This is a genomic window from Streptomyces sp. ISL-36 (assembly GCF_018614205.1).
In the GTDB taxonomy this organism is placed as follows: Bacteria; Actinomycetota; Actinomycetes; order Streptomycetales; family Streptomycetaceae; genus Streptomyces.
Map to the genome: position 1 here is coordinate 14,221 of NZ_JAGGOS010000053.1, position 24,686 is coordinate 38,906.

Annotated in this window: 26 protein-coding genes; 21 read left to right on the forward strand and 5 right to left on the reverse strand. The window is 71.6% G+C overall.

Going from position 1 to position 24,686, the window contains the following annotated elements:
• The first annotated feature begins 70 nt into the window (after positions 1 to 70).
• Positions 71 to 700, forward strand: a complete 630-nt coding sequence (locus J7E93_RS14435; protein WP_215069267.1) for a DUF4328 domain-containing protein — start codon at positions 71 to 73, stop codon at positions 698 to 700.
• 63 nt (positions 701 to 763) lie between these two features.
• On the forward strand, positions 764 to 1,306 hold the full coding sequence (locus J7E93_RS14440; protein WP_215069269.1) for a hypothetical protein: 543 nt from the start codon (positions 764 to 766) through the stop codon (positions 1,304 to 1,306).
• Between the two features lie 215 nt (positions 1,307 to 1,521).
• Here the strand turns inward: J7E93_RS14440 and J7E93_RS14445 are convergent, their stop codons facing one another.
• Positions 1,522 to 2,259, reverse strand: coding sequence for a Clp protease N-terminal domain-containing protein (locus J7E93_RS14445; protein ID WP_215069271.1), 738 nt, complete (start codon positions 2,257 to 2,259; stop codon positions 1,522 to 1,524).
• Positions 2,260 to 2,335: 76 nt separating this feature from the next.
• Between J7E93_RS14445 and J7E93_RS14450 the strand changes: the two genes are divergently transcribed.
• The 8 genes from J7E93_RS14450 to J7E93_RS14485 all read left to right on the forward strand — a co-directional run bounded on the left by J7E93_RS14450 (position 2,336) and on the right by J7E93_RS14485 (position 7,723).
• Positions 2,336 to 3,010: a DinB family protein gene (locus J7E93_RS14450; protein WP_251066544.1), complete on the forward strand. Its 675-nt coding sequence runs from the start codon at positions 2,336 to 2,338 to the stop codon at positions 3,008 to 3,010.
• 56 nt (positions 3,011 to 3,066) lie between these two features.
• Entirely contained in the window at positions 3,067 to 3,510 is a 444-nt protein-coding gene (locus J7E93_RS14455) for a hypothetical protein (RefSeq protein ID WP_251066545.1), read from the forward strand.
• A 121-nt stretch (positions 3,511 to 3,631) separates the two neighbouring features.
• Entirely contained in the window at positions 3,632 to 4,213 is a 582-nt protein-coding gene (locus tag J7E93_RS14460; protein WP_215069273.1) for an RNA polymerase sigma factor, read from the forward strand.
• On the forward strand, positions 4,210 to 4,827 hold the full coding sequence (locus J7E93_RS14465; RefSeq protein WP_215069275.1) for a hypothetical protein: 618 nt from the start codon (positions 4,210 to 4,212) through the stop codon (positions 4,825 to 4,827). The genes J7E93_RS14460 and J7E93_RS14465 overlap by 4 nt, the downstream gene beginning before the upstream one ends.
• Positions 4,828 to 4,942: 115 nt before the next feature.
• Complete coding sequence (locus tag J7E93_RS14470; RefSeq protein ID WP_215069276.1) at positions 4,943 to 5,224, forward strand: type II toxin-antitoxin system Phd/YefM family antitoxin; 282 nt, start codon at positions 4,943 to 4,945, stop codon at positions 5,222 to 5,224.
• The gene (locus J7E93_RS14475; protein WP_215069278.1) at positions 5,221 to 5,475 is read left to right on the forward strand and encodes a Txe/YoeB family addiction module toxin; all 255 of its coding nucleotides are present in this window, start codon (positions 5,221 to 5,223) and stop codon (positions 5,473 to 5,475) included. The genes J7E93_RS14470 and J7E93_RS14475 overlap by 4 nt, the downstream gene beginning before the upstream one ends.
• 371 nt (positions 5,476 to 5,846) lie before the next feature.
• A complete protein-coding gene (locus J7E93_RS14480) occupies positions 5,847 to 6,512 on the forward strand; it encodes an RNA polymerase sigma factor (RefSeq protein WP_215069386.1) in 666 nt (221 codons plus the stop codon).
• A complete protein-coding gene (locus tag J7E93_RS14485) occupies positions 6,512 to 7,723 on the forward strand; it encodes a hypothetical protein (RefSeq protein ID WP_215069280.1) in 1,212 nt (403 codons plus the stop codon). The genes J7E93_RS14480 and J7E93_RS14485 overlap by 1 nt, the downstream gene beginning before the upstream one ends.
• A gap of 167 nt (positions 7,724 to 7,890) precedes the next feature.
• On the opposite strand, the gene J7E93_RS14490 is transcribed toward J7E93_RS14485, so the two are convergent.
• Complete coding sequence (locus J7E93_RS14490) at positions 7,891 to 8,757, reverse strand: L,D-transpeptidase family protein (protein ID WP_215069286.1); 867 nt, start codon at positions 8,755 to 8,757, stop codon at positions 7,891 to 7,893.
• Positions 8,758 to 8,988: 231 nt separating this feature from the next.
• On the opposite strand from J7E93_RS14490, the gene J7E93_RS14495 reads away from it, so the two are divergent.
• Positions 8,989 to 10,569: a methylmalonyl-CoA mutase gene (locus tag J7E93_RS14495; RefSeq protein WP_215069288.1), complete on the forward strand. Its 1,581-nt coding sequence runs from the start codon at positions 8,989 to 8,991 to the stop codon at positions 10,567 to 10,569.
• Between the two features lie 134 nt (positions 10,570 to 10,703).
• Here J7E93_RS14495 and J7E93_RS14500 read toward each other — a convergent pair whose 3' ends face one another.
• Positions 10,704 to 11,435, reverse strand: a complete 732-nt coding sequence (locus tag J7E93_RS14500; protein WP_215069290.1) for an XRE family transcriptional regulator — start codon at positions 11,433 to 11,435, stop codon at positions 10,704 to 10,706.
• A gap of 573 nt (positions 11,436 to 12,008) precedes the next feature.
• On the opposite strand from J7E93_RS14500, the gene J7E93_RS14505 reads away from it, so the two are divergent.
• The 4 genes from J7E93_RS14505 (at position 12,009) to J7E93_RS14520 (ending at position 14,550) form a co-directional block, all read left to right on the forward strand.
• Positions 12,009 to 12,152 (forward strand): hypothetical protein, encoded by a 144-nt coding sequence (locus tag J7E93_RS14505; protein ID WP_215069292.1) that lies wholly within the window; start codon positions 12,009 to 12,011, stop codon positions 12,150 to 12,152.
• 8 nt (positions 12,153 to 12,160) lie between these two features.
• Positions 12,161 to 12,667 carry a hypothetical protein gene (locus tag J7E93_RS14510; protein WP_215069294.1) on the forward strand — a complete coding sequence of 169 codons (507 nt, stop codon included), beginning with the start codon at positions 12,161 to 12,163 and terminating at the stop codon, positions 12,665 to 12,667.
• Between the two features lie 359 nt (positions 12,668 to 13,026).
• Entirely contained in the window at positions 13,027 to 13,680 is a 654-nt protein-coding gene (gene leuE, locus J7E93_RS14515; protein ID WP_215069295.1) for a leucine efflux protein LeuE, read from the forward strand.
• Between the two features lie 51 nt (positions 13,681 to 13,731).
• Positions 13,732 to 14,550, forward strand: coding sequence for a MerR family transcriptional regulator (locus J7E93_RS14520; RefSeq protein ID WP_215069297.1), 819 nt, complete (start codon positions 13,732 to 13,734; stop codon positions 14,548 to 14,550).
• Between the two features lie 56 nt (positions 14,551 to 14,606).
• On the opposite strand, the gene J7E93_RS14525 is transcribed toward J7E93_RS14520, so the two are convergent.
• Together J7E93_RS14525 and J7E93_RS14530 are read right to left on the reverse strand one after the other, a co-directional pair.
• Complete coding sequence (locus J7E93_RS14525; protein WP_215069299.1) at positions 14,607 to 15,980, reverse strand: alpha-2,8-polysialyltransferase family protein; 1,374 nt, start codon at positions 15,978 to 15,980, stop codon at positions 14,607 to 14,609.
• Complete coding sequence (locus J7E93_RS14530) at positions 15,977 to 16,987, reverse strand: glycosyltransferase family 2 protein (protein WP_215069301.1); 1,011 nt, start codon at positions 16,985 to 16,987, stop codon at positions 15,977 to 15,979. The genes J7E93_RS14525 and J7E93_RS14530 overlap by 4 nt, the downstream gene beginning before the upstream one ends.
• A gap of 187 nt (positions 16,988 to 17,174) precedes the next feature.
• Between J7E93_RS14530 and J7E93_RS14535 the strand changes: the two genes are divergently transcribed.
• The 6 genes from J7E93_RS14535 (at position 17,175) to J7E93_RS14560 (ending at position 24,611) form a co-directional block, all read left to right on the forward strand.
• Positions 17,175 to 18,542: a DUF6716 putative glycosyltransferase gene (locus tag J7E93_RS14535; protein ID WP_215069302.1), complete on the forward strand. Its 1,368-nt coding sequence runs from the start codon at positions 17,175 to 17,177 to the stop codon at positions 18,540 to 18,542.
• Complete coding sequence (locus tag J7E93_RS14540) at positions 18,542 to 19,855, forward strand: acylneuraminate cytidylyltransferase (protein ID WP_215069304.1); 1,314 nt, start codon at positions 18,542 to 18,544, stop codon at positions 19,853 to 19,855. Before J7E93_RS14535 ends, J7E93_RS14540 begins: the two co-directional genes overlap by 1 nt.
• Before the next feature lie 14 nt (positions 19,856 to 19,869).
• Entirely contained in the window at positions 19,870 to 20,763 is an 894-nt protein-coding gene (locus tag J7E93_RS14545; RefSeq protein ID WP_215069306.1) for an N-acetylneuraminate synthase family protein, read from the forward strand.
• Entirely contained in the window at positions 20,760 to 22,040 is a 1,281-nt protein-coding gene (locus J7E93_RS14550) for a hypothetical protein (protein ID WP_215069309.1), read from the forward strand. The genes J7E93_RS14545 and J7E93_RS14550 overlap by 4 nt, the downstream gene beginning before the upstream one ends.
• Before the next feature lie 116 nt (positions 22,041 to 22,156).
• Positions 22,157 to 23,377 carry an amidohydrolase gene (locus tag J7E93_RS14555; protein WP_215069310.1) on the forward strand — a complete coding sequence of 407 codons (1,221 nt, stop codon included), beginning with the start codon at positions 22,157 to 22,159 and terminating at the stop codon, positions 23,375 to 23,377.
• A 196-nt stretch (positions 23,378 to 23,573) separates the two neighbouring features.
• A complete protein-coding gene (locus J7E93_RS14560) occupies positions 23,574 to 24,611 on the forward strand; it encodes a BMP family protein (protein WP_215069312.1) in 1,038 nt (345 codons plus the stop codon).
• The last annotated feature ends 75 nt before the right edge of the window (positions 24,612 to 24,686 follow it).

Consider the following 24,686-nt stretch of genomic DNA (forward strand, 5'->3'; position numbering starts at 1 on the left):
CCGCCCGGCCGCCGCGCCGCACGGCGCCTCGGGGAGGGGCACCGTTCACCTCCGGGGGTTCCGCTCAGCCATGCTCCGCAATCCGAACGGCCTGTCGTACGCGGTCGTGTCCCTGCTCGGTGCGATCGCTCTGTCCGACGTGTTCCTCTTCTTCTCGGCGCTGCACGTGCGGCTTCTGATGGCCGACCGTCCCGACGCGGCCGGGTTCACCCACGCGGGCGTCGAGGCCACGACGGTCGTTCAGGGGCTGCTGGGGCTTGCGACCCAGGTCCTCTTCGTCATCTGGTTCTTCCGGGTCCGGCGGAACGCCGGGGTCTTCGCGCCCGATCTGCAGCGGGGTGGGCCCGGCTGGGCCATCGGTGCCTGGTTCGTCCCGATCGCGAACTTCTGGTGGCCGCGCAGCGTGGCGGCCGGAATCTGGCGGGCGAGCCGCCGGGACCCTTACGGGGACGGCAAGGAGGAGTCGCTCGCGCTGCTCAACTGGTGGTGGACGTTCTTCGTCCTGACGTCGCTCTTCGGGCTCTTCGCGGGCGCGGTGTACGACGACGCCGACGAGGCGGCCGAGTTCGCGGCCGGCGCCGGGCTGCTCATGGGATGGGCCGTGGTGGACATCGTCGCCGCCGTCCTCGCGATTCTCTTCGTCCGTCGTCTGACCTCTATGCAGCACGCGAAGGCCACTGGCATGATTCCGGCCGCGTAGTGACGTAATCGCGCCAGGCGGCGCAGTAAGAGGAAGTACTGCGTCCGCAACGGGAGGCCTCCGATGAGCCTGCTGGAACTGATCGACCGGGCCGACGAACGGGGCCTGGCCGCCGCCGGGCTCGCCTGCCTGGACCGGTGTCTGCCGCTGCTCGCCCCGGAGGGTTCCGACGTGCTGCGGCCGGTCTGGGCCGCGGTCGCGCGCGGCGACGGCGCGGCGTGGGGCGAGGCGATCGCCAAGGCCCGGGTCGAACTGGAGGGCGGCGCGGACGAGGCCGCCGTGCTCGTACGGGAGATGCTGGGCGCCGCGCCCGCGGAATGGGCCACGGAACCGCTGCGGGAGTGGGCCTCCGGATGCTCCGTCACGGCCCTCGTCCTGCACGGCCGGTACGACGCAGCCGATGCCACGGAGGAGTTGATCGCGCGCTGCCGGGCCGGGGACGCGACCGGGGCGGGCCCCCTTCTCGCCGGAGAACTGCGCCGTCAGCACACGGTCCTGGAATCGGTCGCCCACGGCCCGACGGGGCTGCGCCGGGCCCGTGAACTCTCCACGGAGGGCGGCCGGGTGCTCCGGGCCGTGGTCTCCCGCCGGGCGCGTACGGCCTGACGGCACGGTCTGCCCGCATGGCTTGAGGGCACGGTCCGACGGCGCGGTCCGGGGAAGCGGCCGGGCGGGCGGTCCGGGGAAGTGGCCGGGCGGGCGGTCCGGGGAAGTGGCCGGGCGGGCGGTCCGGGGAAGTGGCCGGGCGGGCGGTCCGGGGAAGTGGCGGGGCAGGCGGTCCGGGGAAGTGGCCGGGCGCCGTGAGGGCGCCCGGCCGGGTGTCACGCCTCCTGCCCCGGCAGCGTCACCGACGCGATCGTCTCCGCGATCTCCCTCTCCGCCCGCGCCTTGTCGAGGCCCAGGCCCGTCAGGGCCCCCTTGCCGTCCTCGAACTCCAGCAGCGCCAGCAGGATGTGCTCGGTGCCGACGTAGTTGTGGCCCAGCCGGAGGGCCTCGCGGAACGTCAGTTCCAGGACCTTCTTCGCCCCGGCGTCGTACGGGATGAGCCCCGGCACCTCCTCCGCGGGCGGAGGCAGCGTCGCCGTGACGGCCTCCCGCACCTGCTCGGGGGTCACGCCCCGCGAGGTGATCCAGTGCACCGCCAGCCCTTCGGGCTCGGCGAGCAGTCCGAGGGCCAGGTGGGCGGGGAGTGTCTCCGGGCTGCGGGCGGCCGCGGCCTCGTTGTGGGCGGCCATGACGACGTTCTTCGCCCGGGGCGTGAACCGGCCGAAGCCTTCACCGGGGTCGAGCGTCGCGGTCCCGGGTTCCTTGGGTACGAACCGCTTCTGGGCCGCCTGCCGAGTGACGCCCATGCTCCTGCCGATGTCGGTCCAGGAGGCGCCCGAGCGTCGTGCCTGGTCGACGAAGTGACCGATCAGATGGTCGGCCACGTCGCCGAGGTGGTCCGCCGCGATGACCGCGTCGGAGAGCTGGTCGAGGGCGTCGGTGTGGACCTTCTTGATCGCTTCGATGAGGTCGTCGAGCCGGACGGGAGTGGTGGAGCCGACTGGTTTCGTCATGAGTGCAACCCTAGGTTGACAGTCCAGGCGGTGTCAACCGATGGTTGACAGTGGGCGGCACGTCATGATGATCGCCATGACGACCGGGCCCCGTATCACCGCCGACGACCTCCAGCACGCCCTCCGCCTCTCCCTCACCACCCTGCGCACCGCCGCCGCGGGCACCACCGCCGCCGACTGGCAGCGGCCCGCCGGGACGCTCACGTGGAGCTGCTGGGAGACCGTCGAGCACCTCGCCGACGATCTCTTCGCCTACGCCGCGCAGATCGGCCTCGAAGCACCGCCGCTCGACCGGGAAGTGCCCTTCCTCTGGGAGCGGCGGCGCGAGGGCGGCCCCGCCAACGTGACCTACGCCGACCCCGCCGCCGGCACCGCGGGACTGCTCCAGGTCCTGGAGTCCTGCGGAGCGATGCTCGTCGCCCTGGTCCGTACGGCCCCGGCCGACCGGCGCTCGTACCACGGCTTCGGGATCTCCGACCCCGAGGGCTTCGCGGCGATGGGCATCGTCGAGATCCTTCTCCACACCCATGACATCGCCTCCGGCCTCGGGGCTCCTTGGGCGCCGCCCGCCGGTCTGTGCGACCAGGTGCTCACCCGGCTCTTCCCGGACGCGCCCACCGGGACCGACCGCTGGCCGACCCTGCTGTGGGCCACCGGCCGCGGAGAGCTCCCCGGGCAGGAGCGGCGGACGTCCTGGCGCTGGTACGCCGAGGTGCGCGACGCCGGCGAGGAGGCCGGCCTCCCGGTGTGATCAGCGCCACTCCCGTTCCCTGTGACACTTGCGCTCCATGGATCGCTTGGTGGGGCATGCACCGGGAATCCGACAACGCGCCGACCATGCCGTCCGCCCACGGAATGCGTGCCTATGTGACCCAGTTCGTCGACCGGCTCACGGGCCGAAGCCGACTGCCGCTCGACTACTCCGTGGCCAGCCTCCGACTGGTCGACCTGATAGTCGACGGGCTCAGACGCGACGATCCCGACCGGGCCCGGGTCGACCCGATCCTCCAGGGCCTCGGCGCGTACACCGGGGAGGTGATCGTGCGGCGGGCCGGGGGGCGCTGGGTGGACTTCGACCAGGGGCAGCGGGAGTTCTTCCGGCAGCCGGTCGGGATACGGATGCCCGACGGACGCGCCTGGAACCCGCTCGGAAAGGTCGTCAACCGCTTCGAGACCGGCCCTGAAGAATCGGTACAGCGCTTCTATCTCCTGCTTCACGGCCGGTTCCGAACTCCTGTGCGCTGCCTGTGAGGCTGTGACGTTTCCGCCGGGCCGCGCGCTGAAGGGAAGGGGGAACGGCGCGCGGTGCGCCCCGCTCTCCTGGAGGGCATGGGCACGGTGTGCGGTGCCGAGTCGGCACGAAGAGGGAAGCGTGGGCGCGGACGACGCGGAACTGGGGATCCTTGTCGAGCGCGCGCAGCGCGGGGACGAAGACGCCTTCGCCCGGGCCTACCGCCTGGTGCAGCCCGGACTGCTCGGCTACGTACGGGGCCTGGTCGGGGAGGACGCCGAGGACGTCGCCTCCGAGGCCTGGCTCGAGATCGCCCGGGACCTGGGACGGTTCCGCGGCGACGGGGCCGGGTTCCGGGGCTGGACCGCGACGATCGCCCGCCACCGGGCGCTCGATCATCTGCGCAGACAGCGGCGTCGGCCCCGGACCTCCTTACTGGAGCAGGACGTACTGGAGCTGCCGGGCGGTCAGGACACCGCCGCCGCGGCCCTGGAGACCCTCTCCACGGAGCAGACGCTCGCCCTGGTCCGCAGCCTGCCACCGGACCAGGCCGAGGCCGTCCTGCTCCGGGTGGTGGTCGGCCTGGACGGACCGGCGACCGCCCGCGTCCTGGGCAAACGCCCCGGGGCGGTCCGCACGGCGGGCCACCGGGGCCTGAGGAGACTGGCCGGCCTGCTGGCCGCCGCCGCGGAGCCGCCGCGACGGCAGAAGGATGGAACATGACACGGGAACCGGACACCGACGAGGGCCCCGCCCCGGGGGCCGACCTGCCGGCCGACGTACGAGCCGCCGCGCCGCTCGACGCGGGTGAGGCGCTCGCGCGGGAGGCGTTCCGGGCCGCACGGGACGCCGGGAAGCACCGCACGCTGCGGACCCGACGGCAGGACGACTGGCGTCCCGCCCGGGTACGGAGGCGGTGGCGCGGTTCCCTGCGGACGGCCGCCTTCGGGGTCGCCGCGACGGTCCTCCTCGGCGGCGTCGCGGTGGCGGCGGCCGGGAGCGTGGACCCCGTCGAGCCGGCACCGGAAGGCGGCCCGGCCCATGAACGCCCCTCCGCCCCCGGGGCCTCCGCGGGCCCCGGCGCGACGTACGGGGGGCCGGGAGAGCTCACGGCCCCGGTGCGCCCCGCCGCCGAAGGGCGCCGCGAGCCGGCGGCGGCGCCGGAGGACGAGACGCAGGGCCGTGACCGTGACCGTGACAAGGGCCACGGCGCCGGTCCGGTCAGGGGCGGCCGCGGCATCGACAGACGCCACGAGCTCAAGGGTGACCATGGAGCCCAAGGGCGCCACAGGCCCAAGGACTTCAGGAACGACGGCCCCGGGCGCGCCAGGCCCTAGCCGGGCCGTTCGGAGAGGTCACAGACGGGTCGGATGATGTGTCACCTTTTGGGCCCGCTTGAGGAGACTGGCAGTGGTACGCTATGTGGTACCACTTGAGTTAGGGAGCCAGTCCATGTCGATAACTGCGAGCGAAGCCCGCAAGGCTCTCTTTCCCCTGATCAAGAAGGTCAACGACGATCACGAGGCGATCGAGATCGTCTCCAAGCACGGCAACGCCGTACTCATCTCGTCCGAGGACTATGCGGCACTGCGCGAAGGCTCGTACCTGCTGCGCTCACCGGCGAACGCCCGCCGACTGCTCAAGGCATATGAGAACGCCCTGGGCAACATCAACGTGTCGGAGCGTGAGCTGATCGATCCGGACGCGGTGGACCCTGCTGCGGGTGCTGCGTGAGGCTTGTCTTCGAGGACCAGGGCTGGGAGGACTACACGTCCTGGCTCAAGAACGACCGCAAGATGCTCGCTCGAATCAACAGGCTCATCGAGGACGTCAAGCGTGACCCCTTCACGGGGATCGGCAAGCCCGAGCCCCTCAAGTACCACTTGCCCGGGGCGTGGTCGAGGCGGATCGACGACGAGCACCGCCTTGTGTACCTGGTCACGGACAAGGAGATCGTGATCCTCGCCGCCCGCTACCACTACTGACCGCTGAGTCGGTTCAAGCTGTACCGGGATAGGTCGCCGTGCTGACCGACGGCGCTCTGTCAGAGATGCCCCGCGCCCGCATTTTGGCTGGTCAGAGCGGTGGAAAGGAAGACGACCGGGGCCGCCACCCCCCACAGGAGAGGCCCCGGTCGCCGTCCGCCGGAGCCGCAGCACGGCCCCGTACTCCTCTCAGCGCCGTGCGTGCGTTTTCTGTCACACCCTGAGAGCGCTTGTCGCGGCGGGAGAAGGTTGCACGCTGTACAAAGACCGGACGAACATGGACGCGGTGACGGGAAAGGACGTAGCGTGCTGGTGCGCGCCGGGCGGCGTGGCGGTGGTGACCAGCCGCGATGACGAACAGGTTGTGGGGAGTGCTGGGGGACGACGCGGAGCTGACGGCCGCGGTGCTCGCTGCGCAGGACGGGGACGAAGACGCCTTCCGTACTGTGTATCGCGCCGTGCATCCCCGGCTGCTGGGCTACATACGCACACTGGTCGGTGACGCCGACGCCGAGGACGTCGCCTCCGAGTCCTGGCTCCAGATCGCCCGTGACCTCGACCGCTTCAGCGGTGACGCGGACCGGTTCCGGGGCTGGGCGGCCCGTATCGCCCGCAACCGGGCGCTGGACCACATCCGGATGCGGGGCAGACGCCCCGCCTCGGGCGGCGACGAGACCGAACTCACCGACGAACCCGCCGACTCCGACACCGCGGACGAGGCCCTGGAAGCACTGGCCACCGGCCACACCATGAAACTGATTGCCCAACTGCCGCAGGACCAGGCCGAGGCCGTGGTCCTGCGGGTCGTGGTCGGGCTCGACGCCAAGAGCGCCGCCGACACCCTGGGAAAGCGTCCCGGCGCGGTACGGACCGCGGCGCACCGCGGGCTCAAGCGGCTCGCCGAGCTCCTCGGCACCGACGGTGACGGGACCACCCCCCCACTCGGGGGCGTACCGCCACAACGCGGTCGCAGACCCGGCGCGCCTGCCCCCGGTGGTGTGACGCAATCGCGTGCGCGGACGCAGAAGGACATGTGATGGCCGACGAGCGGTATGAATGGCTCGACCAGGAGGCCGCGGAGCGATTGCTGCGCGGCGAGCCGGTCGGCCCCGTCGACGATCACGCCCGCGCGCAGGCCGAGCGCCTCGCCCAGGCCCTGGCGGAGGCCAGGTCCGTCCCCTTCGCTCGTACGACGGCGGAGGCCGAACTTCCCGGCGAGGCGGCCGCCCTGGCCGCCTTCCGCAAGGCCACCGCCGAGCGCGCCGTCGGCCGCTCGCCGATCGCGCACACCGCCGCGTCCGCGGAGCTCGGCGGGGTCCGGCTCGCACCGGTCCTGCACCCGGCCCGCCGGTGGGGCCGCTCACTGAAGTACGGACTGGCGGCCGCGGTCGCCGCCGTCGCGGTCGGCGGTGTCGCCGTCGCGTCCGGTACGGGCATGCTGCCGTTCGACAGGGACGCCCCCACGCCCGCCGGCTCCGTGTCGGCCGTGGACACGCCGGAGCCGGTCGTCTCCGGATCCCCGGACGACGGCTTCGGCAGCGGCGGGCCCTCGGCGCCGCCCACCGGCGACGGCCGGTCCCCCGACGCGTCCTCCTCGGCCCCGACGCCCCCGGTGGTGGCCGGTTCCGGCGGTACGGACGGCGACAGCGGCGGGACCGCCGAGCCGGGGAGGAGCAAGGGTTCGCCGGACCCCGACGGTGACACCTCGGGTGTGACGAACGCCACGAACGTCAAGGCCTGCCAGGACTTCCGGGCCGGACGCCTCGACGACAGCGGTGTGCGCAGGCTCACGAAGGAGGCGCGGACCGGCGAGACCGTCCGGCGCTTCTGCGACCGCGTCCTGGCCGGCGGCTCGGACTCGGGAAGCTCCTCGGGCGCCACGAAGGGCGGCTCCACCAGAGACACCTCCGGCGGCGACTCGTCCGGCGGCAAGGGCGACGGCAAGGGCGGCGACGACGACTCCGCCGGCGAAGGGGATCGAGCGGGCGGCTCCTCCGGCGCCGGCGGCAAGAGCACCGGCGGCAAGAGCACGGGCGGCAAGAGCACCGGTGGCAGCGGCGCGGGCGGCAAGAGCTCCGGCGCCAAGACCTCCGGCGGCAAGACCTCCGGCGGCAAGGGCGGCGGCGACCGGAACACCGGCCGCGGCGCGGCCCCCGACCAGGCTCCGGGCAAGGGCGGACGGGCCTCCACGACCGCCGTCGAACCCGCCCCGCAGCTCTCCGCGGAACCCGTGACGCACGAGGTGTGACACTTTTCGACCCGTCGGCGCAGTACTGAATGAGCCGACTGGTCATCGGCCGCGCAGTGAGCCGGGGTTCCCCCCGTACCTTCGGCTCCGCGCACCCGGCGCGGGTGGGACACGTTCCCCCGGTCCCACCCGCGCCCCTTCCGCCCGTCCCTCCCGGCCATCGGGGCCTACCAGTGGACGACGACCTTGTCGCCGACGTTCACCTGGCCGAAGAGCGTGGCGATCTTCCCCCGGTCCCGGACGTTGACGCAGCCGTGCGAGGCCCCGTTGTAGCCGCGGGCCGCGAAGTCCGACGAGTAGTGCACGGCCTGGCCGCCGCTGAAGAACATCGCGTACGGCATGGGCGTGTGGTAGATCGTCGAGACGTGGTCACGGCTCTTGAAGTCGACCTTGAACGTGCCCTCGCGGGTCGGGGTGTTCTCCGAGCCGAAGCGGACGTCCATCGACGAGACGACCTTGCCGTCGATCATCCAGGCCAGCGTCCGGCTCTCCTTGCTGATGCACAGCACCCGCCCGGTCATGCAGCGGGCGTCGGGCTTGTCCAGCTTGTTGGTGGTGGACGGCTTCAGCTCGTCCGCCGTGGGCTCGTGGGTCATCGCGAGGAGCCGCTGCCAGGTCGTCTCGTCCACCGAGCCGGTCTGCGGCAGCTCCCGCTTCTTCTGGAAGCCCTTGACCGCCCCCGCGGTCATCGTGCCGAAGAAGCCCGTGGGGGCGCGGTCGAAGTAGCCGATCTGCCGCAGCCGCGCCTGCAGCTCGCGCACCTGCGCGCTCTCGTCCCCGTCGGTCATCAGGACCTTGGCGGCCGGCGCGTCGGAGGTCGGCGACGCGGTGGCCGAAGCGGACGGCTTGTCGTCCGTCGTGCCTGAAGCCGACGGCGTCGCCGCGGGCTGCGAGGACGCCGACGAAGCGGAGGCGGAGGGCGCCGGAGCGGACGTACCGCCGCCCGGTCCCGCGGCCTGTGCGGTACAGCCGGTGGCGAGCGCCACGGCGGCCACGGCTATGAGCGATCTGAAGACGACGGACGAACGGTGCATGGATGCCCCCCGAGACATGTGTGTGTACCTAAGGGATGCTTCCCGCGGCCGCTTGGTTGCGCACGCCCCGGAAGTACGGCGCATGCTGTGAGGAAGGTCTTGCGAGGAAGTCTTCGAGGACGGCCTGTGAGGAAGGTCCCAGCGTGCGGCTCTCCACCGGCCGCACGGCCGCCGCTACAGTCCGTCGCGAGGGTTGGTACCACTCAGTAGGTCTATCGGGAGGCACAACAGATGGCGCGCGAGTCGGAGTCGGGGCTGCCCATTGAGCCGGTCTACGGGCCGGACGCTCTGGACGGGTGGGATCCCGCCGAGAAGCTGGGCGAGCCGGGCTCGTACCCCTTCACGCGCGGTGTGTACCCGTCGATGTACACCGGCCGCCCCTGGACCATGCGGCAGTACGCGGGCTTCGGCACCGCCGTCGAGTCCAACGCGCGCTACAAGCAGCTGATCGCCAACGGCACGATGGGCCTGTCCGTCGCCTTCGACCTGCCGACCCAGATGGGCCACGACTCGGACGCGGCGATCTCCTCGGGCGAGGTCGGCAAGGTCGGTGTCGCCATCGACTCGATCGACGACATGCGCATCCTGTTCGGCGGGATCCCGCTGGACAAGGTCTCCACCTCGATGACCATCAACGCCCCCGCCTCCCTCCTGCTGCTCCTCTACCAACTCGTCGGTGAGGAGCAGGGCGTTCCGGCGGACCAGCTCACCGGCACCATCCAGAACGATGTGCTCAAGGAGTACATCGCGCGCGGCACGTACATCTTCCCGCCCAAGCCGTCGCTGCGGCTGATCGCGGACATCTTCAAGTACTGCAAGGCCGAGATCCCGAAGTGGAACACCATCTCGATCTCCGGCTACCACATGGCCGAGGCCGGTGCCTCGCCCGCGCAGGAGATCGCGTTCACCCTCGCCGACGGCATCGAGTACGTCCGTACCGCCGTCGCCGCGGGCATGGACGTGGACGACTTCGCGCCCCGGCTCTCCTTCTTCTTCGTCGCCCGCACCACCATCCTCGAAGAGGTCGCGAAGTTCCGGGCCGCCCGCCGGATCTGGGCGCGGGTGATGAAGGAGGAGTTCGGCGCGAAGAACCCCAAGTCGCTGATGCTCCGCTTCCACACCCAGACCGCCGGTGTGCAGCTCACCGCCCAGCAGCCCGAGGTCAACCTGGTGCGCGTCGCCGTCCAGGGACTCGCGGCCGTCCTCGGCGGTACGCAGTCGCTGCACACCAACTCCTTCGACGAGGCCATCGCGCTGCCGACGGACAAGAGCGCGCGCCTCGCCCTGCGCACCCAGCAGGTCCTCGCCTACGAGACGGACGTCACCGCCACCGTCGACCCCTTCGCCGGTTCGTACGTCGTCGAGAAGATGACCGACGACGTCGAGGCGGCCGCGGTCGCCCTGATGGAGAAGGTGGAGGAGCTCGGCGGCGCGGTCAACGCGATCGAGCGGGGCTTCCAGAAGAACGAGATCGAGCGCTCCGCCTACCGCATCGCGCAGGAGACCGACAGCGGCGAGCGGGTCGTCGTCGGCGTCAACCGCTACACGATCGACGTCGAGGAGCCCTACGAGCCGCTGCGGGTGGACCCGGCGATCGAGGCCCAGCAGGCGGAGCGGCTCGCCAAGCTGCGCGCCGAGCGGGACCAGACGGCCGTGGACGCGGCGCTCGCCGAGCTGAAGAAGGCGGCGGAGGGCACGGACAACGTGCTGTACCCGATGAAGGACGCGCTCAAGGCACGCGCCACGGTCGGCGAGGTCTGCAACGCGCTGCGCGAGGTGTGGGGCACCTACGTCCCGACCGACGCGTTCTGATCTTCCGGGATACGGAACGCCGAGGCGGAGTGTCGTACCCACGTGCGACAGTTCCGCTGAAACACCTGGAGTCTGAGCAGTGGAAACGCAGCGGCCCCGCCTCTCATCCCGGAGAGAGCGGGGCCGATGTGCGTCTACGACGGTATCGGCGTAGCCCGCTCCCAGAGCTCCTCCGCGTGCTCCGCGAACCGAGACCACAAGCCGCCGTCGCCGTGCCGCCGCAGGTGCAAGAGCGGCGAATCGTGGCCGACGAGGCGCGCCAGATGCGGTGTCACGAGTGCCTGATCGTCAAACCGGAACACGCTCAGACTGACGTGGTTGGCGGCGTCCTCGGCAGCGCTGAACCGGGCCTCGACGCCGTCGACGGGCCCAAGCCGAGCCAGCTCATCCAGCGTGATCCGGATGCGCGTGGACACCGACAGGGCAACGCCTTCGATGATCTCGCGCTGCCGGGTCACCTCGCCCTCAGGGTCACCGAGGAGGAACCGCACTCGGCACCCCGCCTCCGCCTTACGCCGGACCAGGTCGCCGAACGCTGGTACCTGCGTCCAGAAGAAGTAGTTCGTGTACCCCGCGAGCAGTAGCTCGCGCTCAGCGCCGGCTGCAAGGTCGGCCCACACCGTGGATGGGCACGCCGACCGGTACGGGTAGGTGCGAAGAATCTCCCGGTCGTTTCCGAGCTTCACCCGGTCCTGTACGGCCTTCGGCCAGATCATGTCCTCATCCACTCCCAGTGCCCGCGCGGCATCCTCGCGGTTCCGCGCGTGCGGCGAGAGCATCTCGTCTGCAAGCCATCGTTCCACCTGCTTCGCGGATACCCCCACGTGGTACGCCAGTTGGCGGGAGGACACGCCGGCATCGTCCATTGCTGACCGTAACGCCGTGTTCACTGTCAACCCCCTCTGCCCGGACTTCTGGGCCTTGTTCGACCCTAGCGGCAGACGTCTGAACTGTCCCTGCGCGGGACGCAGATACGCCCACCCGTGGGTGCCATGGTGGGGACATCCCGGAGGAGAACCGCAGGAAGAGAGCAGCCGATGAGCATGCCGACCACCGCGCCCCCGATCCGCCGTCCCGTGACTGAACAGGAGGCCGCCGAAACCTTCCTTGCCCTCAAGGCCGCGATGGAGGAGGCGGGATTCCCCACGCGGGGGATGTACCGCGACGTCCAGCCCAGTCACACGGGCGACGTCCCGTGTACGCCCTCGGCACCGTCACCATGAGCGGCGCGAAGCGGCTCGCGGCCATCCTCAGGGCCGCCCGGCGGCCCCAGTGAGATACCGCGCCTCGCCGGCCGCGCCGCTGTCTTCCTGATCGCGGTGGCCGTGGGCGCGCTCGGCGCTGCCCTGTGGCTCCGCACCCCATAGGCCGCCTCGCTCCGGCCCTCACCGGAGCGAGGCCGTACAGAGCACACCTCAACCAACCGAACGGAGTGGCACATGCCCAAGCACGGCGGTGGAAGCGGCAGCGGTTCCGGCGGAAGCCAGCAGGACGACGGCAGCAGCGGTCGCGGGCACGGTGGCGGCGGCTCGGAGACGAGCGGCGGCAACAGCTCCGACGGCTCCGGCCCCGCAAAGAAGTAGAGGACTCAGTGATCACGCGCACAGAGGAGTTGGGCCCTTCGGGGCTCGCCTCCGCGCTCGTAGCAGCGGGCGCTCTGGAATCCGACTGGCTCGACGCGTTCAAGGCCGTACCGCGAGACCTGTTCGTTCCTGACCGGATCTGGCCGGGTATCCCGGACGGCACCCGGCAGACTCCCCTGGTGGATCGCGACAGCGACCCTCACGCTTGGTTCGCGGCCGTCTACTCGGACTTACCGGGGGCGTTCTGGTCGGTCGAGCGGTACGACGATGGTGGGTACACCCTGTGGACGTACAGCAAGGACACGAAGTCGTGGGCGTCGGCTGACTACGAGCCGGACGCGCGCGAGTTCGAGGTGGTGCAGTCCGGCCCACGGAAGCTGTGGGACGAGACAGAGGCCGCGTACCGCTGGTGGGCGGAGCAGGGGCGCCCCGGATTTGATCGGTTCGGTCTGACCGTGGGCCCGAGGTCGCAGACGGCATGGCTCGATCGAGCGAGCAACCCCGTCTCCGGCTGACCTCGCGGCATCGTCCGGACACGACGAAATCGCCCCCCTCCCACGCCCGTAGGCGCGGAAGGGGGCGTTGCCGTTCATCGGTTGGCGAGCGGGGCCGCGTTCCGGAACGACGCATACGAGCTCAGCGCCCTGTACCGCTGTGGAGGGTGCCGATTCGGCACGAGCCTGAACACGAGGCGTCGAGGCGGCACCACCGAGTCGGGCATCGGACGGGCTTCGGGCCGACAGATGTGAGATTCGCCCCTCTTGGGAGCCGGACCCTTGGGCCAGCTCCGCCGAGCCCGAAGCCCCGGCGCTCCACGCTCTCGCGGAGTAAGACGAGACGCTTTCAGGCGTACTGATGTGCGACACTCCGCCTCATGCTGGGTGTCACCGATCTGCCGACCTATCTCGCGGGCCTCGTCCTCATCATCCTTCTGCCGGGGCCGAACTCGCTGTACGTGCTGTCCGTCGCCGCCCGCAAGGGCGCCCGGACCGGGTACCGGGCCGCCGCCGGCGTCTTCACCGGCGACGCGGTCCTGATGACGCTGGCCGCGCTCGGCGCGGCCTCGCTGCTCCAGACCACGCCCCTGCTCTTCATGATCGTGAAGTACGCGGGCGCGGGCTATCTGACCTGGATGGCGATCGGCATGCTGCGGGCCGCGTGGAGCATGTGGCGCTCCTGTGGGGAGACCTCGGCCGAGGAGCCCCCGGAGACGGCGGGCGCTCCCGGCGAGAACCCGTACCGCCGTGCGTTGGTCATCAGCCTCTTCAACCCGAAGGCGATCCTCTTCCTGATCTCGTTCTTCGTGCAGTTCGTCGACCCCGGGTACGCCTACCCCGCGCTCTCCTTCCTGGTGCTCGGCACCCTGCTCCAGCTCGGCAGCTTCCTCTACCTCACGACGCTGATATTCGGCGGGACACGGCTCGCGGCCGCGTTCCGGCGCCGCAGGCGGCTCTCGGCGGGGGCGACCTCCGCGGCGGGCGCGCTCTTCCTCGGCTTCGCCGCGAAGCTCTCGCTCAGCAGCGCCTGACCGGCCCCGCTTGACCCTGACACCGTGTGAGGCGGTGCCGTAGGAGTCGTCATGTTCACCATCGGAGACTTCGCCCGGCACGGGCGGGTGTCGGTCCGCATGCTGCGTCACTACGACGCCATCGGACTGCTGCGCCCGGCCCATGTCGACCCGCACAGCGGCTACCGCTTCTACGAGGCGGACCAGCTCGCGCGCCTCAACCGCGTGATCGCGCTCAAGGAGCTCGGCTTCACCCTCGAACAGGTGGGGTCGATCCTCGACGAGCAGGTCGGCGCCGAGGAACTGCGCGGGATGCTGCGCCTGCGCCAGGCCGAGCTGGAGACGGCCCTGGCGGAGGCGGCGGGACGGCTTGCCCGCGTCGGCGCGCGGCTCCGAGCCATCGAGAGCGAGGGACACATGTCCACACAGGACGTCGTGATCAAGAAGGTTCCGCCGGTCCGCCTCGCCGAGCTGAGCGGCGTGGCCGCGAGCTTCGGCCCCGGCGACATCGGACCGGTCATCCAGCCGCTGTACGACGAGCTCTGCGCCCGTCTGGAGGCGGCGGGCGTCACCGGCTTCGGGCCGGGGATCGCGTACTACGAGGACGCCGGCAGGGGCGACGGCTCAGTCGTCGTGCACGCCGGTATGACGGTCCCGGCCGGGGCCGCGGCGGAGGGCGTCGACCTCGTCGTCCTGCCGGCTCTGGAGGCGGCGACGGTCGTCCACCGGGGCTCGATGGACGACATCCTGCCGACCGCCCAGACCCTGGCCACCTGGATCGACACGAACGGCTACCGCTCGGTGGGCTACGCGCGCGAGCTGTATCTGGAGTGCCCGGAGGACCGGGCGAAGTGGGTGACGGAGATCCAGGAGCCCGTCGTCCCCGCGTAGGCGCACGCCGGGATCTCGCCCGCGCCCCCTCACCCCGCCCCCCTCACCCCGCCCCCTCACTTCATCAGCGCCCGCTTCAGCCGCAGTGCCCGGCGCGCCAGGCGGCGGACTTTCGGGTGGCGGGGGAGGGGGAGGCCGCCGGGCAGGCCGAGGACGGTGAGACGGCGACGCTTGAAGTACGGACGGGTCCGCTCCGCGAGGGGGCCCGAGAGGTGGCGGACCGCCGCCCCCCGCAGGTCCGGGCGGATCTTGGGCTGCATCGCGAAGCCGACGGCGGCCACCAGGTCCGCCAGAACTTCGCCGTCCGGGGCGGCGGGCGCCTCCCCGCCCTCAAGATCGGGGATCAGGGCGTCGACGAGGGTCACCGGGACGCGGTTGCTGTTCTGGTACGGCGTCAGCCGCTCCAGGAGCGTCCCGGTCCCGACCCTGGCCACCGGGATGCCGTAGAGGGCGCGGGCCGTGAAAAGCCCGGTGGAGAAGCAGCCCACCACCAGCGCCGGGCGCAGCTCCCGGTACGCCGCCTCGGCGAGCACCGGCCGGTCGAGAACGGTCAGTTCGGCGCCGGCGCGCTCGGCCTCCTCGGCCAGCCTCCGCGTCCAGGCGTCCGGGGCCGTCGGATGCGGCTTGAAGACGAGTCGCCGATGCCCGCGGGCCACCGCGCCCCAGACCATCCGTACATGCAGCTGCTCCTCCTCCTCGGGCGTGAGGATCGACAGTGCGGCCAGGTACTGGCCGAGCAGCAGCGCCGGGCCCCCCTCCGTCCCGGCGGCCTCGACTGCGGCCTCCCCGGCGGCCTCGGTGGCGGTCTCGCCGGCGGCCTCCGCGATGGTCCCGGCGGTACTCTCCGCCAGCTCCGCGACCACCTTCGTGAACGCCTCTGTCGGCACCACCGTCGCCGCCGGCCCGAACTCCGCGAGCAGCAGCGGCGCGAGCCCCGGCACCAGGTCGAGGTGGAACAGCCGGCGCACCCGCTCGCCGACCAGCGGGTCGATCTTGTTCCGGGTCGGGCCGTAGCTCATCAGCCCGTCCGCGTACACGTCGAGCGGCGCCTCGGGGAACAGCCGGGCGACCGTCAGCGCCGGCGTCACCTGCACCGATTCCAGAGCGAGTTCGATCCGGTCGTCGCCGAGCCCCCACAGCAGCCGCAGATGCCGCTCCAGGAGCGGCAGGTCGTCGGCGCGCGGCGTCCAGCCGGCGGGGTGGAGCGGGGAGATCGCCGCGTTCCAGGACAGTACGGCGTCGAAGCGGCCACGCAGCTTCTCGAAGCCGGGCATCTCGTCCAGGGCGGGCGTCGTCTCCGGCACCGCCGCGTTGTTGGCGATCAGCAGCAGCCGCCGGTCCGCCGGTCCGAAGCAGCCGCTGTCCAGGGCCGCGGCCAGCGTCGTCGCACCGTAGAGGGTGGAGGCGTAGAAGATCTGGGTGGTCCTCACGCGGCGACCTCCGTACTCGCGGCGCGGGCGATGGGGCTCGCGTCCGCGCCCGCACGGCGGCGACGCAGTTTGCGCAGGACGGCCGCCCGCTGCTCGTCCATCGAGGCCAGCGCCTCGCCGAGCACGTCCTGCGGCATGCGCCGCAGCGCCGCCGTACTCATCGCCCGCAATTGCTTCGCCACCGCCGGTTCGAATCGTTCCACGGAGGAGATGTGGTGGGAAATGAGAGCGCAATAAGTACGGACGGCCTTCGGGAGAAGCCGGTCCGCGTCTCTGTCGTTCGCGGTTTCCTCGATCACCTGATCGAAAGCGCGAATGAAATCCAGCTGACGGATATCGCCGATCTGTGTGAGCGATGTGGAGACTCCCCGCCGGTAGAAGATTCCCAGCGTGCTCACCGCGGCGAAGGAATCCGCCTCCCGGTGCAGTTTCCAGATCCACGGCCGGTCCTCCGCCGTCCGCAGGCCGGGCGTGAAGTGCAGCAGCCCGCGGTCGAGCAGCCGCCGGTGGTACATCCCGGCCCAGGCGTACGGATAGTCCACGGACGTCGTCCGGTCGGCCGGCAGGATCGCGTCCCGGGGCCGCAGCACCTCGCCGCGCCGCCCGATCGGCGAGCGGCGCACCGACCGGGTCCTGCCCGTGCTGCGCACATGGTCGGTACGGAGGAAGTCGCAGCCCAGCTCGTCCATGGACGCCACCAGCCGGTCGTAGAAGCCGGGCGCGAGCCAGTCGTCCCCGTCGAGGAAGGCCAGGTAGCGGCCGCGGGCGGCGTCCAGTCCGGTGTTGCGCGCGGTGGCCAGCCCCTCGTTGCGTTCGTGTCTGATCAGGACCGCCCCCGGGAGCTCGCGCCCGGCCCGTTCGAGGAGCTCCGTCGTGCCGTCCGTCGAGCAGTCGTCGACAAGAAGGAACTCGAAGTCCTCGCGGGCGTTGGCGCGCAGGCTTTTGAGGGTGTCCAGGGCGTATGTCTGCACGTTGAAGAACGGCACGACGACGGAGAGCTTGACCACGCGCTCGACGCTAGGCGCCGCTCCGGCATTCGTTCTGACCGATGGAGGGATGTTCGGTGAACACGAAGCGGCAGGCCGCTTAACCACCTTCGACCCCGCCCTTTTTCAGGGCGAGTAGTGGCGCTGTTCACCGTTTGTTGTGGCCCAGTTGGGCCGGGAAACGGAATGGCTCTCTAGCGTCCTCGGCGTGCCAGCAAGTACCGAACAGGCGGTACGCGTCGCCGTACTCGCCGATTCCGACACCCGGTGGAAATGGGGCGCGCTCACCGCGCGCAGAATCACCACCGGGATCACCACCGGGGCCCCGAGGCGGGCGGCGGCCGAGGTCGAGGCCCCCGCCGCCGAACCCACGGGCTTCCTCCTGCGCGGACGAGCCACCCCCACCCCGCGCCAGCTCGCCGAGACCGGCGTGTCCACGACGCCCCCGCGCGAGGTGACGGGCGCCGGGTTCCTCCGTGAGCTCCGCGACGCGGCGGCCCGCGGGGAGGGATACGACGTCGTCGTCCTCGCCCTCGTCGGCGGCACGGTCCGCGCCGTCCTGGAGGGCATCGCCGAACTGGCCCTGGAGCGGCGCCCGGTGATCGTCACCGGCTACGTCGGAGTCGTCTACGAGAAGCTCGCCGACGGGCTGCTGCTGCGCCACGGCGCGGACGTCGTCCTCGCCAACTCGCGTCATGACGCCGAGCGTTTCCGCGCGGTGTACGGAGGGGTGGGCGCCGACGCCTCCTCGGTGGTGGAGGCCGCGCTGCCGTTCCTCGGCGGCGCGCCCTACGCTCCCGAGGCCGGACGGGACACCCTGGTGTTCGCGGCCCAGCCCTCGGTGCCGGCCGGCCGCACCGAGCGGACCTACCTGCTCCGCAGGCTCGTCGAGCACGCCCGGCTCCACCCGCGGCGCGAGGTGCTGCTCAAGCTCCGCTCCAAGCCCGGCGAGCACACGACGCACCTGGAGGAACTCCCGTACCAGCGGCTCGTGCGCGATCTCGACCCGCCGCCCAACTTCCGGCTCGTCTACGGGCACATGGGCGAGATCCTCGACCGCACCGACCTGCTGGTCACGGTCTCCTCGACCGCCGCGCTCGAAGCCCTGCACCGGCGCATCCCGACGGCGATCCTCAGCGATCTCGGCGTGCGCGAGGTCCTCGGCAACCACCACTTCATCGGCTCCGGGCTGCTGACCTCCTTCGACCGGCTCGACGCGGAGGTGCGCCCGGAGCCGGACGAGGAGTGGCTCGGACGCCAGGGCGTCGCCGCCGGGGGTCTCCCCACGCCGCCCGGCGCAGGTCGAGGTTCGTACGAGACGGCCTTCGACGCGGCCCGTGCGCGCGTCCGGGAACTCCTCGCCCGGCCCGAACTGCCCCCGATCACCCCCTACTACACAGCGGAGACGGCCCCCGGGTACCTGCCCGGGATCCTCGCCCGCCACCGCCTCGACGTGACCGCCCCGGAGCCCCGCGACAGCGGGCTGCGGCGGGTGGTCCGGGAGGCGGCGCGGGGCGCGTACCGCCATGGCGTGCAGCGCGTGGCCCCCGTCATCCGGCGCCTGGGAGAACTCTGATGACCACCACGACGACCACGACCACGACCACGACCACGACCGCCACCGTCCTCGCCGTGATCCCCGCGCGGGGCGGCTCGAAGGGCGTCCCCGCGAAGAACCTCGCCCAGGTCGCGGGCAGCCCGCTGGTCTCGCGCGCCGTCCGGGCCTGCCTGGGCGCCCGCCTGGTCACCGACGTCGTCGTCTCCACGGACGACGCGGAGATCGCGGCGGCGGCCCGCGCCGCGGGAGCGGAGGTGGTCCACCGCCCGGCGGCGCTCGCCGGCGACACGGCCACCAGCGAGTCGGCGGTCCTGCACGCGATGGACGCCTTCGAGGCGACCCACGGCCGCCGCGTCGACGTGGTCCTGCTGGTCCAGTGCACCAGCCCCTTCCTCACCTCCGCCGAGGTGAGCGGCACGGTCGAGAAGATCACCGGTGGTGCGGCGGACACGGCGCTCACGGTGGCCCCGACCCACGGCTTCCTGTGGCGCGAGACGCCCGACGCGCCCCGCGTACCCGAGATGCCCCACGCGCCCGACGCGCCCCGCGTACCCGAGATGCCCGACGCGCCCCGCGTACCCGAGATGCCCCACGCGCCCGACGCGCACGGGGTCAACCACGACAAGGCCCACCGGCCCCGCCGTCAGGACCGGCAGCCCGAGTACCTGGAGACCGGGGCCGTCTACGCCATGGCCGCCGACGGCTTCCGCACCCACGGTCACCGCTTCTTCGGCCGCACCGGTCTCGTCGTCACCGACCCCGCCCGGGTCCTGGAGGTCGACGACCCGCACGACCTCGCCCGAGCCCGCGCGCTCGCCCCGCTGCTCGACGCCGCCACCACGCCGGTACGCGCCGACGTCGACGCCGTCGTCCTCGACTTCGACGGCACCCAGACCGACGACCGGGTCCACATCGACGCCGACGGACGGGAGTTCGTCTCCGTCCACCGCGGCGACGGCCTCGGCATCGCCGCCCTGCGCCGTGCCGGGCTCCCGGTCCTGATCCTCTCCACCGAGCGCAACGCCGTCGTCGCCGCCCGTGCCCGCAAGCTCAGGATCCCCGTCCTGCACGGCATCGAGCGCAAGGACCTCGCCCTCAAGCAGTGGTGCGAGGACGAGGGCATCGACCCCCAGCGCGTGCTCTATGCGGGCAACGACGTCAATGACCTCCCGTGCTTCCACCTCGTCGGCTGGCCCGTCGCGGTGGCCAGCGCCCATGACTCCGTACGGGCCGCCGCCCGCGCGGTCACCCTCACCCCCGGTGGCGCGGGAGCCGTCCGCGAGATCGCGGGCTGGCTCCTCGGGCCCGAGCTCCACACCCCCAACTCCTAAGGACAGCAGGAACCATGAGCACCCGTCTTCGCACCTTCGGCAGCAAGACCGCCGGCCCCGGCCGCCCCGTCTACATCACCGGTGAGATCGGCATCAACCACAACGGTGACCTCGAGAACGCCATCGCGCTGATCGACGTGGCCGCCGACGCCGGCTGCGACGCCGTGAAGTTCCAGAAGCGCACGCCCGAGATCTGCACCCCGCGCGACCAGTGGGACGTCGAGCGCGACACCCCCTGGGGCCGGATGACGTACATCGACTACCGCCACCGCGTCGAGTTCGGCGAGGACGAGTACCGCGCCATCGACGAGCACTGCGAGAAGCGCGGCATCGACTGGTTCGCCTCCCCGTGGGACACCGAGGCGGTCGCCTTCCTGGAGAAGTTCGACGTCCCGGCCCACAAGGTCGCCTCCGCCTCCCTCACGGACGACGAGCTGCTCCGCGCCCTGCGCGCCACCGGCCGCACGGTCATCCTCTCCACCGGCATGTCCACCCCGAAGCAGATCCGGCACGCCGTCGAGGTGCTCGGCAGCGACAACATCCTGCTCTGCCACGCCACCTCGACGTACCCGGCCAAGGCCGAGGAGCTCAACCTCCGGGTGATCAACACCCTGAAGGAGGAGTACCCGAACGTGCCGATCGGCTACTCCGGCCACGAGACCGGTCTGCAGACCACCCTCGCCGCCGTCGCCCTGGGCGCCGCCTTCGTCGAGCGCCACATCACCCTCGACCGCGCCATGTGGGGCTCCGACCAGGCCGCCTCCGTCGAGCCGCAGGGTCTGCAGCGCCTGGTCCGTGACATCCGCACCATCGAGACCGCGCTCGGTGACGGCGTCAAGAAGGTCTACGAGTCGGAGCTCGGCCCCATGAAGAAGCTCCGCCGGGTCCAGGGGCTCGTCGCCGCATGACCGGGCAGCTGGCGTTCGTCGAGAGCCCGGTCCAGCTCCTGAACGTCCTGGAGTGGGCACACGCCCGCTCGCCGGCTGCCGGGGGCCCCGCCCTTCCCCACCCCGGTGCGGGCATCCGTTCCGCCGGAGCGATGGAGGCCCCCCGGGACGAAGCCCGGGGGAGGCTGGGCACAACGGACGGCGCCCCCGGCGGGCCCGGGCGCCCCGTCCCTGCCGGGCCCGGGCGCCCGGGCCCGGCGGTGCCCACAGATGCGGTGCCCACAGATGCGGCGCCCTGGCAGGGAGCGAAGGCCCCGACGGACCTCACGCTCGTCGTCCTCTCGCCGACCGACCCCATGTCACGTGGCCAGCTGCGCCGGATGGCCCAGCTGGCCCGTGACGAGGGCGTCACCGTCCGCTGGCAGGAGGCCCGGGACGGCCGTGGTTCGCTCGCCCGTACCCTGCGGGACCTCGCCCCGCTGCTGCGGGCGGCGGACCGGGTCGTCGTCGGGGACCCGTTCTCGCGTTACGTCCAGCTGCTGCTGACCCTCTTCGGCCCGAGACACCTCACGGTCGTCGACGACGGCACCGCCACCATGGAGTTCGCCGCCCAACTCGCGCGCGGCGAACGGCTGGTGCGCTGGCACCGGCGGGGCAGCCGGGGCCCGCGGGAGCTCGTACTGGCTCCCGTCTCCGCCGCCGCCCGCCGCCGGCTCGCCCCCACCCGGCGCCGCACGGTCGAGATCTTCACCTCGCTCCCGGTCGAGGCGCCGCCGGGCACCACCGTCACCCCGCACACCTTCGCCTGGACCCGCTCCCGCTTCGGCCCGCCCCGCCTCACCCGGGGCGCGGACCTGGTCGGCACCTCCCTGGTCGAGACGGGCGTGGTCGACCCCGACCGGTACGTGAGGGCCGTCGCCGACCTCGCCCGTACCCATGGCGCCACCCGCTACTTCGCGCACCGCCGTGAGAGCACCGAGAAGCTGCACCGGATCGCGGTGGAGACCGGCCTGGAGGTCGTGCGGCCCGACCTGCCGCTGGAGCTGATCGCCCGGCGTGGCCCGATCGGCCGTACGGTGGTCAGTTTTCCCTCGACGGTCGTGCACACCCTGCCGCTCGCGCTCGCGGGCACCGGGGTGAAGGTCGCCGTCTGCCCGATCGCGCCGGAGTGGCTGCGGGAGAACGTCTCGCCGCGGGCGCGGGGTTTCCTGGCGGGGGTGACGGGCTCGGCCGCCCACGAGGTCGACCGGCTCACCGTCCACGGCGCAACGGCGGTCGAACGGTTCGAATTCGGGTGAGCTTACCCACAAGGAGTGGTCGTCATGCCTAGTGAAACGGGTTTCTTTCCCCTATCGGGTTGAAGTTTTCGTGATCAACGGGCAGTTGGTGTCCCCGGGGGCCTACCCTTCAAAAGGTGAACCAGTTGAAGTCCCGTGAGCCAGGCTCCATCGCTCTGCCCGGAACGCTGTCCGCATCGCTGCGCGCCGAACTGATCGCCTTCCGTCGCGACTTGCACATGCACCCCGAGCTCGGCAACCAGGAGTTCCGCACGACCGCGGCCGTCAAGGCCCGTCTGGAGGCGGCAGGACTCGAGCCGAGAGTGCTTCCGAAGGGCACGGGCCTCGTCTGCGACGTGGGCACGTGGGACCGGGCACGACCCATGCTGGCGATCCGCGCGGATCTCGACGCGCTGCCCATCCCGGACGTCAAGACCGTCTCGTACCGCTCCACCGTGCCTCATCGCGCCCACGCCTGCGGTCATGACGTCCACACCACCACGGTCCTGGGCGCCGGACTGGTCCTCGCCGAGCTCGACCGGCAGGGGCTCCTCCCCAACGCCGTGCGGCTGATCTTCCAGCCCGCCGAGGAGGTGCTGCCCGGCGGCGCCGCGGACGCCGTCGAGGCCGGTGTTCTCGACGGGGTCGGCCGGATCATCGCCGTGCACTGCGACCCGAAGGTGGACGCCGGCCGGATCGGACTGACGCACGGCCCCATCACCTCGGCCTGCGACCGGCTGGAAATCACCCTCGACGGTCCCGGCGGCCACACCGCCCGCCCGCACATGACCACGGACCTGGTGACCGCCGCCGCCCGCATCGCCGTCGACGTCCCGGCCGTCCTCGCCCGCCGGGTGGACGCCCGCTCGGGACTCTCGGTCACCTGGGGCCGGATCGAGTCCGGCCACGCCTGCAACGTCATCCCGCAGCACGCGACGCTCGCCGGGACCGTCCGCTGCCTCGACCTGCACACCTGGCGCGACGCGCCGGACCTGGTCCACGCGGCGATCGACGAGATCGCGACACTGCACCGCGCCAAGTCGACGATCACCTACGTCCGCGGCGTCCCCCCGGTCGTCAACGACCCGGCCGTCGCCGACCTGCTGGCCGACGCGATGGCCGCGCGCCGCGGATCGCATGCGATCGAGGACACCGAGCAGAGCCTCGGCGGCGAGGACTTCTCCTGGTATCTGGAACACGTCCCCGGCGCCATGGCCCGTCTCGGCGTCCGCGCCCCCGGCGACACGACACGCCGTGACCTGCACGCCGGCGACTTCGACGTGGACGAGAACGCCATCGAGGTCGGCGTGGAGATGTTCACCGCCGCGGCCCTGATCGACGCCACGCCGAGCCCCTGACGGGGCTCCGGCCCGAACCCGTCCCGGAAAGGGTGCGGGTCCGCCAACAGGCCTGCAGCATGGTGGGTAAGACTCGCGGGCGTCGATCCGGTAACGACTCGTGAACGGGTCTTTAACTGACATCTACGCGCGTTACGATCGCCGAAAAGCCAGCGCCGCAAGGGGCGCTTTCGGTCAGTCTTGAAGGGACCTCCTCGTGCGCCGGGTATCCAAGATCACCGCCGCGTGTGCTGTCACTGCGGCCCTCGCTCTCACCGCCACCGCTTGCGGAGAGTCCTCCACCGAGGACACCGGTTCCGGCGGCACCATCAAGGTCGGCATGGCCTACGACGTCGGCGGCCGTGGCGACAACTCCTTCAACGACTCCGCGGCCCGTGGCCTCGACAAGGCCAAGGCCGACCTGGGCGTCGAGACCAAGGAGCTCACCGCCAGGACCGGTGAGACCCCGGCCGACCGTGAGCAGCGCCTCGCCTCGCTGGCAGAGGGCGGCTACAACCCGGTCGTCGGCGTCGGCTTCGCCTACAAGGACGCGATCGACAAGGTCGCGGCGAAGTTCCCGAAGACCACCTTCGGCCTCATCGACTCGGTCTCCGACAAGAAGAACGTCGACTCGATCGTCTTCACCGAGGAGCAGGGCTCGTACCTCGCCGGTGTCGCCGCCGCGCTGAAGTCGAAGGACGGCCAGATCGGCTTCATCGGTGGTGTCGACCTCCCGCTGATCAAGAAGTTCGCCGCCGGCTTCCAGCAGGGTGTCAAGGACACCAAGCCGGGCGCCAACGTCCAGATCCAGTACCTGTCCACCGGTACGGACCTCTCCGGCTTCGGCGCCCCGGACAAGGGCAAGGCCGCCGCCAAGGGCATGCTCGACAAGGGCATCGACGTGATCTTCGCCGCCGCGGGCGGCTCCGGCGCCGGCGCCATCGAGGCCGTCGCGGCCAAGCCGGGCACGTGGGCGATCGGTGTCGACTCGGACCAGGCCAAGGACCCGGCCCTGACCAAGTACTCCGGTTCGATCCTGACCTCGGTCGTCAAGAACGTCGACACCGGTGTCTTCGAGCTCATCAAGTCCGTCAAGGACGGCAAGCCGCTGACCGGCACGCACGCCTACTCGCTGGCCCAGAACGGCGTCTCCCTGACCACCACGGGTGACCACCTCAAGGACATCCAGGCCAAGATCGACGAGGCCAAGAAGAAGATCGTCGACGGCCAGATCAAGGTCGCCACGACCCTCTGACACACGCGAGACGGGGGCCCGGAGAGCGGCTTCGGCCGACACTCCCGGGCCCCCTTCACGCGTATGCCCGCGGGC

What these genes read in the sequence shown, in the direction of transcription:
- J7E93_RS14435 (WP_215069267.1), top strand. Translation starts at nt 71, where the DNA reads ATGCTCCGCAATCCGAACGGCCTGTCGTACGCGGTCGTGTCCCTGCTC.
- J7E93_RS14440 (WP_215069269.1), top strand. Translation starts at nt 764, where the DNA reads ATGAGCCTGCTGGAACTGATCGACCGGGCCGACGAACGGGGCCTGGCC.
- J7E93_RS14445 (WP_215069271.1), bottom strand. Translation starts at nt 2,259, where the DNA reads ATGACGAAACCAGTCGGCTCCACCACTCCCGTCCGGCTCGACGACCTC.
- J7E93_RS14450 (WP_251066544.1), top strand. Translation starts at nt 2,336, where the DNA reads ATGACGACCGGGCCCCGTATCACCGCCGACGACCTCCAGCACGCCCTC.
- J7E93_RS14455 (WP_251066545.1), top strand. Translation starts at nt 3,067, where the DNA reads ATGCACCGGGAATCCGACAACGCGCCGACCATGCCGTCCGCCCACGGA.
- J7E93_RS14465 (WP_215069275.1), top strand. Translation starts at nt 4,210, where the DNA reads ATGACACGGGAACCGGACACCGACGAGGGCCCCGCCCCGGGGGCCGAC.
- J7E93_RS14470 (WP_215069276.1), top strand. Translation starts at nt 4,943, where the DNA reads ATGTCGATAACTGCGAGCGAAGCCCGCAAGGCTCTCTTTCCCCTGATC.
- J7E93_RS14485 (WP_215069280.1), top strand. Translation starts at nt 6,512, where the DNA reads ATGGCCGACGAGCGGTATGAATGGCTCGACCAGGAGGCCGCGGAGCGA.
- J7E93_RS14490 (WP_215069286.1), bottom strand. Translation starts at nt 8,757, where the DNA reads ATGCACCGTTCGTCCGTCGTCTTCAGATCGCTCATAGCCGTGGCCGCC.
- J7E93_RS14495 (WP_215069288.1), top strand. Translation starts at nt 8,989, where the DNA reads ATGGCGCGCGAGTCGGAGTCGGGGCTGCCCATTGAGCCGGTCTACGGG.
- J7E93_RS14500 (WP_215069290.1), bottom strand. Translation starts at nt 11,435, where the DNA reads ATGGACGATGCCGGCGTGTCCTCCCGCCAACTGGCGTACCACGTGGGG.
- J7E93_RS14505 (WP_215069292.1), top strand. Translation starts at nt 12,009, where the DNA reads ATGCCCAAGCACGGCGGTGGAAGCGGCAGCGGTTCCGGCGGAAGCCAG.
- leuE (WP_215069295.1), top strand. Translation starts at nt 13,027, where the DNA reads ATGCTGGGTGTCACCGATCTGCCGACCTATCTCGCGGGCCTCGTCCTC.
- J7E93_RS14520 (WP_215069297.1), top strand. Translation starts at nt 13,732, where the DNA reads ATGTTCACCATCGGAGACTTCGCCCGGCACGGGCGGGTGTCGGTCCGC.
- J7E93_RS14540 (WP_215069304.1), top strand. Translation starts at nt 18,542, where the DNA reads ATGACCACCACGACGACCACGACCACGACCACGACCACGACCGCCACC.
- J7E93_RS14545 (WP_215069306.1), top strand. Translation starts at nt 19,870, where the DNA reads ATGAGCACCCGTCTTCGCACCTTCGGCAGCAAGACCGCCGGCCCCGGC.
- J7E93_RS14550 (WP_215069309.1), top strand. Translation starts at nt 20,760, where the DNA reads ATGACCGGGCAGCTGGCGTTCGTCGAGAGCCCGGTCCAGCTCCTGAAC.